Raw genomic sequence first — 15,254 nt, 5'->3', positions numbered from 1 at the left:
CCGAGAGGAACCCCCCGCATGACCTACCGCGAGCTGTCCGTACCCGGTGCCTGGGAGATCACTCCCGTCCAGCACGGCGACCCCCGTGGCGTGTTCCTGGAGGCCTTCCAGGGCGGTCCCTTCGCGGAGAACCTCGGGCACCGGTTCGATCTGCAGCAGGCGAACCTCTCGGTGTCCGCCGCCGGGGTGCTGCGGGGCATCCACTTCGCGGACGTCCCTCCGGGCCAGGCCAAGTACGTGACCTGCCCGAAGGGAGCGGTGCTGGACATCGTGGTGGACATCCGGGTCGGGTCGCCGACCTTCGGGCAGTGGGACAGCGTCCTGCTGGACGACGTGGACCGCCGCGCCATCTACCTGAGCGAGGGGCTGGGGCACGCGTTCTTCTCGCTCGAGGACGGCTCGACCGTGATGTACCTGTGCTCGACCGGCTACAGCCCCGGCCGCGAGCACGGCATCCACCCGCTGGACGCCTCGATCGGGATCGAGTGGCCGACCACCGACCGGCACGGCAACCCCGTGACTCCGCAGCTGTCGGACAAGGACACGGCCGCGCCCACCCTGGCCGAGGCCGCGGAACAGGGGCTGCTGCCGCGCTACGAGGACGTGCGGACCTACCTGGAGTCGCTCCGCGACCGATGAGCACCACCGATGCCGCGCGGACGATCGGACGCGCCGACGCCCGGCGGGTCGCGATCGGCGCGGGCGTGGCGGCGGCGTGCTCGACCCTGGTGGTCCTGGCCGTTCCGCTGCTCAGCCCCTCCACAGCCGACAGCACCGCCTTCCTGACCTTCTGGTCCACCCTGTTCGCAGGATTCGGCGTGCTCACCGGGATCTCCATCGAGACCACGCGGGCGGTGACTGCCGTCCGGGGATCCGGCGTCCCGGGAACCGGGCCTCGCGTCGGGACCGCCGGGGCGCTGTTCGGCGTCGGCTTCGCAGCGGTGCTCGCCCTCGGCGCCCCGTGGTGGGGCCCGGCGGTCTTCCACGCTCACGGCACGATGCCCGCCCTGCTGGTCGCACTGGGCTGCGCCGGGTGCGCGGTGCATGCCGCCACGACCGGTGCACTGGCCGGTGCCGCGCGCTGGCCGGTCTACTCCCGTCTGATCGGCGGTGAGTCCGCGGTCCGCCTCGTCCTGGTCCTGTCGACGATGCTGGCGGGCACCGTGCTGGCCGGCTGGCAGCTCGGAGCGGCGCTCGCCGCCTTCACCGCCGTGATCGTCCTGGTCGTCTCCCCGGGTGCCCGGGACGCCGTCGCCGTGCGCGCCGACGTGCCCACCGGCGCCCATCTGCGCCGACTGCTGTCCGCCGCCGTGTCCAGCGGGTCGAGCGCGGTCCTGGTGATCGGCTTCCCGACGCTGATGTCCCTGACGACCCCGCAGACCGCCTACCGAGCGGCCGCTCCTCTCCTCCTGGCCCTCACCCTGACCCGTGCCCCGCTGATGATCCCGCTCAACGCGTTCCAGGGTGTCGCGGTCAGCCATTTCGTCCAGCACCGCGACCGCGGCCCGGCTGCGCTGTGGCCGATCGCCCGGCTGCTGGTGCCGGTCGGCGTGCTCGGCGCCGTGGCGGCCTGGGGAGCAGGGCCGTGGCTGATGAGCACGATCTGGGGACCCGACTACCGGGTGTCCGGTGTCACTCTGGGGCTGCTCACCCTGGCCGCCACCGGCTTGGCGCTGCTCACCTTGACCGGCGCGGTGTGCCAGGCGCTGGCCCGGCACGGCGCCTTCGTGGGCGGGTGGCTCACCGCGGTCCTGCTGGCGGTCGCCGCCCTGCTGCTGCCCGCCGATCTGGAGACCCGCACCACTGCCGCGCTGCTGCTGGGCCCGGTCGCCGGGATCGTGGTCCATCTCATCGCTCTGCGTCCGCGCCGGAGCACCCCTCGTCCAGGAGTCGCATGAGCACCCCCGCCGTCAGTGTCTGTCTCGCCACCTATCGCGGTGCCGCCTGGGTCACCGAGCAGCTGGACTCGATCCTCGAGCAGATCGGCCCGGACGACGAGGTGGTGATCGTGGACGACGGGTCCCCGGACGACACGGTCGCGCGCATCCGGTCGGTCGGCGATCCGCGGGTGCGGCTGATCGCGCGCCACGACAACCGGGGATACGTCCGTGCGTTCGAGCAGGCCCTCGCCGAGGCCCGGGGCGAGTTCCTGTTGCTGGCGGACCAGGACGACGTGTGGACGCCGGGCAGGGCGGAGGCGATCATCGCCGCGCTGGCCGACGCCGACGTGGTGGCGAGCAACCTCGCCACCCTGGGCGGACCGGACGCGATCCGGGGGCCGTACGGCCAAGCCGACTGGCACCTGAGAGCGGGATCGTCCGGGCACCGGCTCCGCAACGTCCTCGGCGTGCTGATCGGCAACATGCCGTACTACGGCTGCGCGATGGGGCTGCGGCGGTCGGCGCTGTCCACGGTGCTGCCCTTCCCGGCGCTGCTGACCGAGTCGCACGACCTGTGGCTGGCGCTCCACGGCAATCTCCGCGGGCGGATGCGGCACGTGGAGTTCCGCTCGGTCCGGCGCCGGTACCACGACCAGAACTCCAGCCCGGACCGTCCGCGTGGGCCGCTGCTGGTGCTGCGGTCCCGGTGGATGCTGGTCCGCGCCTGCGTGGAACTCCTCGTCCGGCGGTGAACCGGACGGGGATCAGGAGCCGGTGACCTCGTACACCCGGTGCTCGGAGCCGCCCCAGGCGAACTCGTCCACCTGGGTCAGGCAGGAGGAGGAGAGCGGCTCCACCGAGACCACCCGGGTCAGCTCGGGGATCCGGTCGTGGATCGTGCAGGCCGATCCCGCGACCAGGATCCGGTCCGGCGCGGTGTTCGTCAGCGTGATCGACGGGTCATCGGTCCACTCGAACTGGATGAACGACCCGCCGCGGTTCCAGACGCCCTCCGCGGCACGGTCCGGGTCGAGCGCCAGCCAGGCGTCCTGGTCCGGGCCGGCCATCTGCCGGCTGCTGAGCGAGGGCACTCCGGTCGCGGCGAACAAGGCGTCCACGGCGGTGTCGTCGCTGGCCCAGAGCACCCCGTCCTCGCGGGCCTGCTCCCCTTGGACCAGCATCTCCTGAGCGACGTCGGAATCGCGCAGGTCGGCCAGCCCGATCAACACCGGGTTGACCTGACCGACCAGCAGGAACGCTGCCAGACCGGCCGCTACGTACCCGCCACACCACCGGGGACGGGCCACCAGCAGCCCCACCACCACGGCGAGCACCGCCAGGGCGGACCAGATCTGCTTGGTGGACAGCTCGGGCATGGTGGTCACCGCGAGCCGGGAACCCGCGTACCCGGCCACCAGCACCGCAGCGATCACCGCACCGGCCACGGCCCGCCAACCGCCCCGCTCCCGCCACCCGGGAAGCACCAGCGCGAACAGCAGCACCGCCAGGTAGCCCAGCATCGTGGCGGCACGGTCCGGCGTGACCAGGTTGGCGAGCGGGATCCGCTCGCCCAGGCCGCCGAACGAGATCGCGCACCAGGCCGCCCACGGCGCCGAGCAGACCAGCAGGGTCCACACCGCGGCCCGGTGCTCACCGGAACGGAAGCGGATACCGATCAGCAGGAGCAGCAGCGCGGGGACGCCGGCGATCAGGAAGCCCGAGGAGATCTCGGACGGATTGAGCTGGGTGAGCGGGGTGTCACGCATCCATCCCAGCGACGTGGCCCCGAACAGCAGCTCCATCGGCACCGCATGGCCGCTGGTGGTGCGGGCCCCGGGGTAGACCGTCGCGGAGGTGGCCGCGATCGACGCGCGGTTCTCCCAGAAGACCAGGGCCGCGAGCACCAGCGAACAGGCACCGACGGCGACGACGGTCAGCAGACGCCGACGCCGCCCTTCCGGCCGGACGAGCAGGGGCACGATCCCCACGGCGAGGATGGCCGGCGCCGCGACGATCGCCCAGGGCTGGTAGTGCAGCGGCGTACGGGCGAGGAGCAGCGCGGCGGCCAGCCCCCACAGCGCGCTGCGCCACCAGGAGCGGCGCTCGGAGACCGACATCGCGGCGCGGTACAGGGCGGCCGTCCCGGCGGTGGTGAAGCCCCACAGCGCGAGCGGCGAGAGCGACCACCAGACCGTCGCCGGGGACAGCGCGATCAGCACCGCGGCGAACAGGCCCGGCCAGCGGCTCCCGACCAGCGGCCGCAGCAACACCGGCATCCCGAGGAAGAGCAGCAGGGTGGGCAACCACCACCGCGCGGCGAAGACCATCTGGTCCGGGAGGAACCCGCCCCAGCGCAGTGCCGCGTTCTCCGCCAGCACCACGCTGGACACCGGGGTGGACGGGAGCGAGCTGGTGAATCCCTGTGCCGCGGTCAGCGGGTTCAGATCCTCCTCGATGCCGGTCGCGAGCACGCCGATCGCCATCGGACTGGAGGTCAGGTACTCGTCGGTGCGGATCGGGACCGAGGCTCCGATCTGGTCCGAGGTCGCGGCCGCGGGATCCTCGCGGAGCGTGCCGATGCCGATCGAGGACAGCGTCACCCCGCACACGCTCAGCAGCAGGTAGAGCAGCACCGGAACGCCGATCCAGGCGGACGGGATCCAGCGACGGACGGCCGGCGGAGCGGCGGGCTCGGTGGGCATGGCTCAGTTCCCCAGGACGTGGCGCAGGAGCGTCCCGACGGCGCGCGGCTGTCGTCGCAGCGCAGTGGGCAGCAGGGTCAACGCGTACAGGCGCGAGGTCGCGTGCAGGCGGGCCGCCCGCGCCGCGCGGCGCCAACCGCGGTCGTGCATCAATGCCGCCGCGAGCTGGAAGTACTCGCGTTCACCGGCGAACCGGCTGCCGTCCAGCAGCTTCACGGAGGAGGCGCTCTCCCGGTGCCGTCGGTAGGCGAAGCACTCGGTGGGCTCGATCAGCAACTCGCTGCCGGCGAGGACCAGATCCAGCACCAGGGCGAGGTCCAGGATGATCGGCAGACCGGGCCGGAAGGGCATCTCCTGCACCGCCGTGCGCCGGAACACGAGCGAGGGCCAGTACAGCCAGTCGCCGTGCAGCAGGCTGACCGCGAGCCGCTCCCCCGCCAGGACCCTGGCGCCGTCTCCCCGGGGCCGGACGAGCCGCTGTTTCACGGTGTCGGCCAGCGGTGCCGCCGGCTCACCCGCCCCGTCGATCACCCGGACGCCGGGCTGGATGATGTCGACGTGCGGGAACCGCGCGTGCGCGGCGAGGACCACCGCCACGTAGTCCGGGTCGAGCAGGTCGTCCGAGCCGGGCACCGCGAGCAGCTCCGCCTCCGCCAGCTGGACGCACTGGCGGAAGACCTCGGAGATGCCGCGGTTCTGCTCATTGCGCCGGTAGACGATCCGTTCGTCGGACAGCGACTGCAGCCACGGCCCCGCCCAGGGGTCGGGATTGGCGTCGTCGACGACGACCAGGCGCCATCGGTGGTCGGTCTGGGCGAGCACGCTGCGCACGAGCGCGCGGAAGTACTCCGGATCCCCGTAGTACGGGACGAGCAGGTCGATCACGCCGGGCCGTCCTCCGGAGGCGGGAACGCCACCGGCCCGGACCGGGCACCGTCCCGGTCACGCTGTCCCGCCGCCATCCGGTCCAGGTCGAAGCGCAGCAGCGCCACCTCCTCGGTGAGGGTGCGCGTCTCCTCCTCCATCGTGGTCATCTCCACCGACAGCTGAATGCAGACCAGCAGCAGCAGGATCAGCGCGAAGGCGAACAGCAGATTGCTGGGCGTCTGGACGCCGACCAGACTCGACAGCCAGGTCACGGCCGACGGGAACGCTCCGACGATGCACACGCCGATCGCCAGCGCCACCCAGATCAGCGCGTACTTCTCCCTGATCCGGCGAGTGCGCATCAGGACCACCAGGAACACCAGGAGCAGCAGGCAGCTGCCGAGCGCGAACCAGTACCCCGTCATCATCGGTGCACCCCCGCCGGAGCCTGGCCCAGCGGGCGGGTCAGCGCGATCAACAACGCGAAGACCGCCCGTCCGAGGAACACGGCGGCCTTCACGGGGTTGTGCGACGGGGTCCCACCGGCGCGGGGGCGCATCTGCACCCCCACCTGGCGCACGGTGAGCCCGGACCGGCAGGCGATGACCAGGGACTCCACCGTGTCGCCCAGGTACTCGGCCGGGTACTCGTTCGCGAACAGGGCGATCGCGCGCCGGTTGGACGCCCGGAATCCGGAGGTCGTGTCGGTCAGGCGGGCACCCGCGATCCGGGACAGCACGCCGGAGAGGACGGACATCGCCCAGCGACGGGGGCCGCGCACCCGGTAGCTGCCCACCCCCGCGAACCGGGCGCCGATGACGACGTCGGCGGACTCCGCGGTCAGGGCGTCCACCACCCGGCGGACGTCTGCCGGGTCGTGCTGGCCGTCCGCGTCCACCTGCACGGCGGCGCCGTATCCCTCCCGTGCGGCGAAGCGGTAGCCGGCCCGCATCGCCCCTCCGACGCCGAGGTTCAGCGGCAGATCCAGCACCATGGCGGTCCCGGCCGCCCGTGCGACGTCGGCGGTGCCGTCGGTCGAGCCGTCGCTGACGACCAGGACGTCCGCCTCGGGCAGCTCCCGCGCCAATTCGACCAGCACTCCCGGCAGAGCGTCCCGCTCGTTCCAGGCCGGGACGATCACCAGGAGCCTGGATCGCAGATCCTCGCTCACGGACCGATACCTTAGCCGGGACCGGACCGATGGACGGTCACCGCGCCGGGACGGCGCCGGGCGAGGCCGAACGAGGAGGACACCTGATGCGGGTGCTGCTGGACGCGACCGCGGTGCCGGTGGACCGGGGCGGCGTCGGCCGCTACGTCGACGAGCTGGTGCCGGAGCTGGACCGATCGGACGTCGACCTCGTGCTCGCGGTCCAGCGACGCGACGTCGCGCACTACCGGGCGCTGGCGCCGTCCGCCCGGGTGATCGCCGCGCCGGGCCTGGTGGCACGCCGCCCGCTCCGCATGCTCTGGGAGCAGACCGGCCTGGTCGCACTGGCCGTCAAGGTCCGCGCCGATGTGGTGCACTCCCCGCACTACACGCTGCCCGTACTGATCGCCCCCCGCGTGGTCGACACCTTGCACGACGCCACCTTCTTCTCCGACCCGGAGCTGCACCTGCGCTCCAAGGGGGCGTTCTTCCGCACCTGGATCCGGTGGGCGGTCCGGCTCGCCGGCGCGATCGTCGTGCCCTCGGCGGCGACCCGCTCGGAGATCGCGCGCGCCACCGGGACCGATCCGGACCGGGCGGTCGTCGCGCACCACGGGGTCGACGCCGAGCGGTTCCACCCGGTCGACCGGGCCGAGATCGCCCGGGTCCGGGCGACGCTCGAGATCGGCGACCGCCCCTATGTCGGGTTCCTGGGCACCCTGGAGCCGCGGAAGAACGTGCCCGCGCTGATCCGCGCCTGGGTCACGGCGTGTGAAGGACGTACCGATCCCCCGGCGCTGGTGCTGGCCGGGGCGAAGGGCTGGGACCAGGACGTCGCCCGGGCCCTGGAGCAGGTGCCCGGCCACCTGGTCGTCCGCGCTCCCGGCTATCTGCCGTTGGCGGATCTCCCGGGATTCCTGGCCGGCGCGACCGTGTTGGCCTATCCGAGTCTGGGCGAGGGGTTCGGCCTGCCGGTGCTGGAGGCGATGGCGTGCGGGGCCACGGTCCTCACCAGCGAGGAGCTCTCCCTGCCCGAGGTCGGCGGCGACGCGGTCGCCTACTGCGGCACGACGTCCGGAGAGATCGCAGCGCAGTTGCGCGTGCTGCTCGACGATCCGGCGCTCCGCCGGCACCTCGGCACGGCGGCCGTGGAGCGCGCCGCCTCCTTCACCTGGGCGCGTGCGGCACAGCAGCACCTGGTGGCCTACCGCGCCGTGGCCGATCGCCGACGGTGACTCCGGCGCGTCGGCGCGACGAATCGCCGTGGGAATGGTGCGCTGTGCGCAGACTGTCCGTCATCTGAGGGGGAGACCATGCGGTCACGCCGCTTCGTCAGCACCGTCCTGAGTGCGGCCCTGACCGCCACTCTGCTCGCCGCGATCCCGGGCGCCGTCACGCCCGCGCAGGCCGCCGACGGCGACGACCTGTCCGTGACCGAACTCGACCTGGACGGGGTGGCGACCGAGGATCTCGCCGCTCTCCCCGAGCCGGACTCGGTGCCCACCGAGGAGGGCGCGCAGGCCGCGACCGATTCCTCCTCCGCCCGGGTCGCCGACCCGGGCGTGGAGCCCAGCCCGGCACCCACCACGGAGCCGAGCGCCGAACCCAGCACCGGGCCGACGGCCACCGCGAGCCCCGCACCGACCACCGAGCCCACCGCCGGCCCGAGTACGGACCCCGGCCCCGCCGCGGAGCCGGACGTGCTCACCGAGGAACTCGACACCGCCGACTTCAGCGTGTTGGGCGTCACCTGGGACCGTTCCGAGGGCCTCGCCGGCGTCCAGATCCGCTACCGGGTCCGGATCGACGGCGACTGGAGCGACTGGTCCGGCCTGGAGTCCTCGGACATCGGGCCCGACGAGGGCTCCGACGACGCCGAGTCCTCCGGTGATCGGGACGGCACCGATCCCATCGTCGCCGTCGGCGCGGACGGGGTGCAGATCTGGGCCGAGGCCGAGGCCGGCACCGTGACCGGGCTGAAGGCGGTGCTGATCGACCCGGGCAGCGATCCGGCCGACGTCGGCGCCACCGTCGAAGGCACCGGCAGCACGACCGCGACCACCGGCTCGACCACCGACGCGGTGTTCCAGAGCCTCGGCACCGCGAGCGACACCGGCACCGTGCGGACCGCCGCGGTCGCCCAACCCGGCATCATCAGCCGGGCCGGCTGGGGCGCCGACGAGAGCCTGCGCGGGTGCACACCCGACTACTCCCGCTCGATGGTGTCCGCGGCGGTGCACCACACCGCGTCCGCCAACGGCTACTCCGCGGAGGCCGTGCCCGGACTCATCCGGGGCTTCTACGCGTACCACACCCGTCCGGAGGCCGCGGGCGGCCGCGGCTGGTGCGACATCGGCTACAACTTCCTCGTCGACCAGTACGGCCGGATCTTCGAGGGCAGGGCGGGCGGCATCGCCTCGACCGTGGTCGGCGTGCACACCGGCGGGTTCAACAGCAGGACGATCGGCGTCGCGGCGATCGGCGACTACTCGACCTACGGGCCCTCGGGGGCCCTCGGTGAGGGGATCAGCCAGCTGATCGCCTGGAAGTTCGCCGTGCACCGGATCCAGGCGAACTCGAGCGTCACGATGACCTCAGGCGGCGGCGCGTCGAAGTACCCCGCAGGGACCGTGGTCACCTTCCCGACCATCTACGCCCACCGCGACGCGGCGTTGACCTCCTGCCCCGGGCAGGCGCTGTACGACCTGCTGCCGGCCATCCGGAACCGGGTCGCCGAGCTGGCGAACGCCACGGTGGCGTCCTCCCCGCGGTGGGGGCTGGACTCGCTGTCGGCGACTCCGTCCGGGATCGCGGTCCGCGGCTGGGCCTTCGACCCGGACTCCGACGCCGCGCTCCCGGTCCGGGTCAGCATCGACGGTGCCGAGCAGACGCTCACCGCGAACCAGGCACGTGCCGACGTCGCAGCCGCCTACGGGGTCGGACCGAACCACGGCTTCGCCGGCACGGTGTCGGCGGGCGGCGGCCGCCATCTGGTGTGTCTCACCGTGGGCAACGTCGGCGCCGGCCAGGACGTGGTGATCGCCTGCGACTGGCTCACCGTGCAGAACGCCACACCGATCGGACGGCTCGACGCGGTGAGCGCCACCACGACCTCGATCTCCGTCCGCGGCTGGGCACTCGACCCCGACACCACCGCCGCCGTGCAGGTGCACTTCTACCTGGACGGCCAGTTCGTCCAGGCGGTGACCGCGGACCAGTCGCGTCCGGACGTCGGTGCCGCCTACGGCAAGGGTGACAACCACGGCTTCACCGCCACCATCCCGGCCACCGGCGGAACCCGGCAGATCTGCGCGCACGCGATCAACCAGCCCACCGGTTCCAACCCCCGGATCGCCTGCGCCACCGTGCAGGTCGGGCACACCCCGATCGGAAGCCTCGACGCCCTGACCGCCCGGGCCGGGGGCGTGACGATCCGGGGCTGGGCCCTCGACCAGGACACCACCGCCCCGATCAGCGTGCACGCCTACGTGGACGGCTCCCGGGTGAGCGTGTTCACCGCCGACAAGACCCGTGCGGACATCGGACAGGCCTTCGGCAAGGGCGACAACCACGGCTTCGAGCTGCAGATCCCGATGTCGCTGGGCGCGCACCGACTCTGCCTCTACGCGATCAACACCCCGAGCGGCAGCAACCCGGAGATCGCGTGCCGCAACGTGACGATCAGCAACGCCGAGCCGATCGGCGCGCTGGACCAGGTCACCGCGGACGCGAGCAGCATCCGCGTCCGCGGCTGGACGCTGGACCCGGACACCGTCACGTCCATCCAGGCGCACCTCTACATCGACGGGAAGTTCGCGCAGTCCACCGTGGCCAACGGCCAGCGGGCCGACGTCGCAGCGCGGTACGGGCGGGGCGCCGCGCACGGCTTCGACGTGACCGTCCCCGCGGTGGCCGGTCGGCACGAGGTCTGCCTGCACGCGATCAACACGCCGGTCGGACCCAATCCGCGGATCGCGTGCTCGACCGTCACCGTCGTGAACGCAGAGCCGATCGGCAGCCTGGACGAGGTGACCGGCGGCACCGGCACGGCGCGCGTGCGTGGCTGGACGCTCGACCCGGACACCACCAACGCCCTGGAGGTCCACGTGTACGTCGACGGCGCCTTCGCCACCAGCGCGGTCGCGAACGGGCACCGGGCGGATGTGGCGTCCTTCGGCAAGGGGGCGGCGCACGGCTTCGACCTGAACGTCTCGCTCACGGCGGGTCGGCACGAGGTCTGCGTGAGCGCCATCAACCAGCCCCGTGGATCGAACCCCCGGGTGGGGTGCAGCACGGTCACCGTGCGCTGACCGTCCCGGCGGACGGACCGGACCGCGGCACACCCGGGACGTAGCGGGGCAATTCGGGCGGCACGCCGATGATCACGCGGCAGATCCACCCGGATCGCCGTCGGTCGACCTACTCTGGCCGCGCCGTCCGGCCCGCTGCTCCCGACCGAAGGAATTCGCCGTGTCCGTCTCCCGCCGACAGACGGCCGTCGCCGGCGTCGTCGCCCTGGCCCTGGTCGGAGGTGGCGCCCTCTGGTGGTGGTCGGCCTCCCGGAACGACGAGTCGCCGGTGCCCGCCCCGAGCCCCATCGCCGGGCAGAGCTCGACGCCGACCCCGGGCGGCACGACCACGCCCAGCCCGAGCGCCTCACCCACCGACAGGCCCGACGACCCGGGCACCGCGCCGACATCGACGCCGGATCCGGGCTCCGAGCCGGTCGATCCGGGGGCCGTCGCACCCACCGCTGCCGATGTGACCACGACCTACGCCGGCTGGAACGACCTGAGCGACGCGGTCGAGGTCGGCGCCTACGCCGCGGTCGTCGAGGCGGACGGTATCTGCACGCTCACCCTCTCCGGTCCCGGCGGTGAGCGCTCCGTGCAGGCCGCCGCCACGCCGGACGTGTCCACCACGGCGTGCGGCGCCCTGGCGCTCCCCGGCGACCAGCTGAGCTCCGGCACCTGGCAGGCGGTGGTGACCTACGGGTCGCCCCGTTCCGCCGGGACGAGCGCGCCGGTCGAGGTCGAGGTCCCGTGATGCTCCGGACGTTCCGGCGAGCCGTCGCGGCGGCCGTCTCCGCGCTGATGGTCACCGGTGCCCTGGTCGGCGTCGCCGGCAGCACGACCGCGGACGCGGCCGACCTCGGCCAGTTCAACCCGGGGATGATCATCTCCGACTCGGTGTTCTACGACACCAGCACGATGTCCGCCGCCCAGATCCAGAGCTTCCTGGACACGAAGGGCGCCAACTGCGTCGCCGCCACGGGCAACACCTGTCTGAAGAACTTCCGGCAGACGACCGCCTCCCGAGCGGCCGACGACCGGTGCACCGGGGCGTACACCGGGGCCAGCAACGAGACCGCGGCGCAGATCGTCGCGAAGGTCGCGGCCGCCTGCGGCATCAATCCCCAGGTCCTGCTGGTGACGCTGCAGAAGGAACAGGGCCTGGTCACCGCGACCGCCGGCAAGTCCGCGGCGGTGTACCAGAAGGCGATGGGCTACGGCTGCCCGGACACCGCTCCCTGCGACACCCTCTACTACGGATTCGCCAATCAGCTCTACAACGCGGCGCACCAGTTCAAGAACTACGCCGCCAAGCCCACCTCCTACGCGCACCGCGCAGGGATGGTCAACCAGGTGCGGTTCCACCCGGACGCCACCTGCGGCAGCAGCGCGGTCTACATCCAGAACCAGGCCACCGCGAGCCTCTACAACTACACGCCCTACCAGCCGAACTCCGCCGCTCTGGCCGCGGGCTACGGCACGGGCAACAGCTGCTCCTCCTACGGGAACCGCAACTTCTGGAACTACTTCACGGACTGGTTCGGCTCGACCCAGCAGCGTGAGCCGATCGGATCGCTGGACGAGCTCACCCAGGTCGGACCGGGCGCGGTGCGGGTCCGCGGATGGACCCTGGATCCGGACACCACGTCGCCGATCCAGGCCCACATCTACGTCGACGGGACGTTCGCGGCGAGCATCGTCGCGAACACGGCGCGCGCCGACGTCGGCGCGATCTACGGCAAGGGCGACAACCACGGGTTCGACACCACCATCAAGCTCAGCAACGGCACGCACACGGTCTGCGTGAGCGCGATCGACTCCGCCGGCGGTTCGAATCCCCGGATCGGCTGCGGAACGGTCACCACGACCAACCAGGCACCGATCGGCTCGGTCGACCAGATCAGTGCGTCCGGAGTCGGCGCTCTGCGGGTCCGCGGCTGGACCCTGGACCCCGACACCACCGCCTCGATCCAGGTGCACATCTACGTGAACGGCACGTTCGTGCGAGCCGCCCAGGCCGACGGTCAGCGGGCCGATGTCGCGGCGGCCTACGGCAAGGGCTCCGCGCACGGCTTCGACGTCACACTGGCCGCGGCGGCCGGGTCCCAGCGGGTGTGCGTCTACGCCCTGGACTCCACCGGAGGCACCAACCCCGAACTGGGCTGCACCACCGTGACGGTGAACAACCAGCGCCCGATCGGACGGCTCGACTCGTTGACCGTGACCGGCATCAGCCGGGTCCAGGTCAAGGGCTGGACCTTCGACCCGGACACCCGGAACCCGATCACCGCGCACCTGTACGTGGACGGCGTGTTCCGCACCGCCGTGACCGCGAACGCCAGTCGGCCCGACGTGGACGCGGTCTACGGCACCGGCGCCAACCACGGCGTCGACACCACCCTGACCTTGACCGACGGCGTGCACGAGGTCTGCCTCTACGCGATCGACAGCTCGGGCGGCTGGAACCCGAAGATCGCCTGCAAGTCGGTGACCGTGGTCAACCAGCGCCCGATCGGCAAGATCGACTCCCTCACCCCGGGCCTGCGCGGTCAGGTGCAGGTGCGCGGGTGGACGCTCGACCCCGATACGCGCGACCCGATCACCGCGCACCTGTACGTCGACGGGGTCTTCCACACCGCCGTCACCGCCAACGCCAGCCGACCCGATGTCGACGCGGTGCACGGCAAGGGCGCCAACCACGGCATCGACACGACGATCACCCTCACGCAGGGGACGCACCAGGTGTGCCTCTACGCGATCGACAGTTCGGGCGGGTGGAACCCGAAACTCAACTGCGTCACGGTGACCGCCACCGCCGCCAACTCCGCGCCGATCGGACGGATCGACTCCGCGGTCTCGGGGATGGGGTCGATCAGCGTCGCGGGCTGGGCGCTCGACCCCGACACCACCGACCCGATCTCCGCGCAGGTCTCGGTGGACGGCCGGGTGGTCACCACCGTCACCGCGAACGGCTCCCGGCCAGACGTCGACGCGGTCTACCACCAGGGCGTCAACCACGGCTACACCGCGACCGTCTCCGCCACCGCGGGCGAGCACCAGGTCTGCGTCACCGCCCTGGACAGCAGCGGGGGCCCGAGCACCCAGGTCGCCTGCCGCACGGTGCAGGTGAACGGGCTCGCCTTCGGCAGTCTGGACGAGGTCTCGGTCACCTCGTCCGGGATCCGGGCCCGAGGTTGGGCGATCGACCCGAACACCACGGCACCGATCGTCGTCCATCTCTACGTCGACGGAGTGGCCACCAGCGTGCTCACCGCCAACGGCACCCGGGCGGACGTCCAGGCGGCCTACCAGATGGGCGCGGCGCACGGGTTCGACACCACGGTGGTCGCCGCGCGCGGCAGCCACCGTGTCTGCGCCTACGCGATCGACACCTGGGGCGGCACCAATCCGGAGATCGGCTGCGCGGTCGTGACCGTGCCCTGACGACACACCGTCCACGCCCGTGGCCGACATGCGACACAATGGCCTGATGCGCGGCATCATCCTGGCCGGTGGATCCGGCACCCGACTGCACCCGATCACCCAGGGCGTCAGCAAGCAGCTGGTCCCGGTGTACGACAAGCCCATGATCTACTACCCGCTGTCCACGCTGATCCTGGCGGGCATCCGGGACGTGCTGATCATCACGACCCCGCACGACGCCGAGTCGTTCCACCGGCTGCTCGGAGACGGATCACAGTTCGGGATCTCGATCACCTTCGCCACCCAGCCCGAGCCCAACGGCCTGGCTCAGGCCTTCGTGATCGGCGCCGACTTCGTCGGGACCGACTCGGCCGCTCTGGTGCTCGGCGACAACATCTTCTACGGCCCGGGGCTGGGCTCCCAGCTCGGGCGGTTCGAGCAGATCGACGGCGGCGCGGTCTTCGCCTACCGGGTCGCGGACCCCACCGCGTACGGCGTCGTGGAGTTCGACGACGACTTCAAGGCGCTCTCCCTGGAGGAGAAGCCCACCCAGCCGCGCAGCAACTACGCGGTGCCGGGCCTGTACTTCTACGACAACGACGTGGTCCAGATCGCGCGGGACCTGAAGCCGTCGGCGCGCGGCGAGTACGAGATCACCGACGTGAACCGGGCCTACCTGGAGCAGGGTCGGCTGCAGGTCGAGGTCCTCCCCCGCGGGACGGCCTGGCTCGACACCGGCACGTTCGACTCGCTGCTGGAAGCCTCCGACTTCGTGCGGACGATCGAGTCGCGGCAGGGGATGAAGGTCGGATCGCCGGAGGAGGTCGCCTGGCGTCGTGGATTCCTCTCCGACGACGAGCTGCGGGTTCGGGCGGAGAAGCTGGTCAAGTCGGGGTACGGCCGGTACCTGCTCGACCTGCTGGACTGACGCACACCGCTC

At 72.1% G+C, this 15,254-nt stretch carries 12 protein-coding genes; 8 read left to right on the top strand and 4 right to left on the bottom strand.

Going from position 1 to position 15,254, the window contains the following annotated elements:
• The first annotated feature begins 18 nt into the window (after positions 1-18).
• From rfbC to OGL89_RS06010, 3 genes are read left to right on the top strand one after another with little or no spacing between them, the layout of a single operon-like run.
• Positions 19-639, top strand: a complete 621-nt coding sequence (gene rfbC, locus OGL89_RS06020; RefSeq protein WP_263119002.1) for a dTDP-4-dehydrorhamnose 3,5-epimerase — start codon at positions 19-21, stop codon at positions 637-639.
• Positions 636-1,898 carry a hypothetical protein gene (locus OGL89_RS06015; RefSeq protein WP_263119001.1) on the top strand — a complete coding sequence of 421 codons (1,263 nt, stop codon included), beginning with the start codon at positions 636-638 and terminating at the stop codon, positions 1,896-1,898. The genes rfbC and OGL89_RS06015 overlap by 4 nt, the downstream gene beginning before the upstream one ends.
• On the top strand, positions 1,895-2,632 hold the full coding sequence (locus OGL89_RS06010) for a glycosyltransferase (RefSeq protein WP_263119000.1): 738 nt from the start codon (positions 1,895-1,897) through the stop codon (positions 2,630-2,632). The genes OGL89_RS06015 and OGL89_RS06010 overlap by 4 nt, the downstream gene beginning before the upstream one ends.
• 12 nt (positions 2,633-2,644) lie before the next feature.
• Here OGL89_RS06010 and OGL89_RS06005 read toward each other — a convergent pair whose 3' ends face one another.
• The 4 genes from OGL89_RS06005 to OGL89_RS05990 are packed head-to-tail and all read right to left on the bottom strand — an operon-like array spanning position 2,645 to position 6,620.
• Positions 2,645-4,582, bottom strand: a complete 1,938-nt coding sequence (locus OGL89_RS06005; RefSeq protein WP_263118999.1) for a hypothetical protein — start codon at positions 4,580-4,582, stop codon at positions 2,645-2,647.
• 3 nt (positions 4,583-4,585) lie between these two features.
• Positions 4,586-5,467: a glycosyltransferase gene (locus OGL89_RS06000; protein WP_263118998.1), complete on the bottom strand. Its 882-nt coding sequence runs from the start codon at positions 5,465-5,467 to the stop codon at positions 4,586-4,588.
• On the bottom strand, positions 5,464-5,874 hold the full coding sequence (locus OGL89_RS05995) for a DUF2304 domain-containing protein (RefSeq protein WP_263118997.1): 411 nt from the start codon (positions 5,872-5,874) through the stop codon (positions 5,464-5,466). Before OGL89_RS05995 ends, OGL89_RS06000 begins: the two co-directional genes overlap by 4 nt.
• Positions 5,874-6,620, bottom strand: coding sequence for a glycosyltransferase family 2 protein (locus OGL89_RS05990; RefSeq protein ID WP_263118996.1), 747 nt, complete (start codon positions 6,618-6,620; stop codon positions 5,874-5,876). The genes OGL89_RS05995 and OGL89_RS05990 overlap by 1 nt, the downstream gene beginning before the upstream one ends.
• Positions 6,621-6,649: 29 nt before the next feature.
• Here OGL89_RS05990 and OGL89_RS05985 point away from each other — a divergent pair, with 29 nt between their 5' ends.
• The 5 genes from OGL89_RS05985 (at position 6,650) to rfbA (ending at position 15,242) form a co-directional block, all read left to right on the top strand.
• On the top strand, positions 6,650-7,834 hold the full coding sequence (locus tag OGL89_RS05985) for a glycosyltransferase family 1 protein (RefSeq protein WP_263118995.1): 1,185 nt from the start codon (positions 6,650-6,652) through the stop codon (positions 7,832-7,834).
• Between the two features lie 78 nt (positions 7,835-7,912).
• On the top strand, positions 7,913-10,909 hold the full coding sequence (locus OGL89_RS05980; protein WP_263118994.1) for an N-acetylmuramoyl-L-alanine amidase: 2,997 nt from the start codon (positions 7,913-7,915) through the stop codon (positions 10,907-10,909).
• A 160-nt stretch (positions 10,910-11,069) separates the two neighbouring features.
• Entirely contained in the window at positions 11,070-11,645 is a 576-nt protein-coding gene (locus OGL89_RS05975) for a hypothetical protein (RefSeq protein WP_263118993.1), read from the top strand.
• Entirely contained in the window at positions 11,645-14,335 is a 2,691-nt protein-coding gene (locus OGL89_RS05970; protein WP_263118992.1) for a hypothetical protein, read from the top strand. Before OGL89_RS05975 ends, OGL89_RS05970 begins: the two co-directional genes overlap by 1 nt.
• 46 nt (positions 14,336-14,381) lie before the next feature.
• Positions 14,382-15,242: a glucose-1-phosphate thymidylyltransferase RfbA gene (rfbA, locus tag OGL89_RS05965; RefSeq protein ID WP_263118991.1), complete on the top strand. Its 861-nt coding sequence runs from the start codon at positions 14,382-14,384 to the stop codon at positions 15,240-15,242.
• Positions 15,243-15,254: the final 12 nt, after the last annotated feature.

Origin of the sequence: Cellulomonas sp. RIT-PI-Y (assembly GCF_025642745.1) — a bacterium.
GTDB lineage: Bacteria > Actinomycetota > Actinomycetes > Actinomycetales > Cellulomonadaceae > Cellulomonas.
The sequence above is the reverse complement of the archived record's forward strand: the minus strand, read 5'-3'. Positions and strand labels throughout refer to the sequence as shown.

Excerpts from the sequence above, each read along its gene's own strand:
- rfbC (WP_263119002.1), top strand. The coding sequence starts at position 19 with ATGACCTACCGCGAGCTGTCCGTACCCGGTGCCTGGGAGATCACTCCC.
- OGL89_RS06015 (WP_263119001.1), top strand. The coding sequence starts at position 636 with ATGAGCACCACCGATGCCGCGCGGACGATCGGACGCGCCGACGCCCGG.
- OGL89_RS06010 (WP_263119000.1), top strand. The coding sequence starts at position 1,895 with ATGAGCACCCCCGCCGTCAGTGTCTGTCTCGCCACCTATCGCGGTGCC.
- OGL89_RS06005 (WP_263118999.1), bottom strand. The coding sequence starts at position 4,582 with ATGCCCACCGAGCCCGCCGCTCCGCCGGCCGTCCGTCGCTGGATCCCG.
- OGL89_RS05995 (WP_263118997.1), bottom strand. The coding sequence starts at position 5,874 with ATGACGGGGTACTGGTTCGCGCTCGGCAGCTGCCTGCTGCTCCTGGTG.
- OGL89_RS05985 (WP_263118995.1), top strand. The coding sequence starts at position 6,650 with ATGGACGGTCACCGCGCCGGGACGGCGCCGGGCGAGGCCGAACGAGGA.
- OGL89_RS05980 (WP_263118994.1), top strand. The coding sequence starts at position 7,913 with ATGCGGTCACGCCGCTTCGTCAGCACCGTCCTGAGTGCGGCCCTGACC.
- OGL89_RS05970 (WP_263118992.1), top strand. The coding sequence starts at position 11,645 with ATGCTCCGGACGTTCCGGCGAGCCGTCGCGGCGGCCGTCTCCGCGCTG.
- rfbA (WP_263118991.1), top strand. The coding sequence starts at position 14,382 with ATGCGCGGCATCATCCTGGCCGGTGGATCCGGCACCCGACTGCACCCG.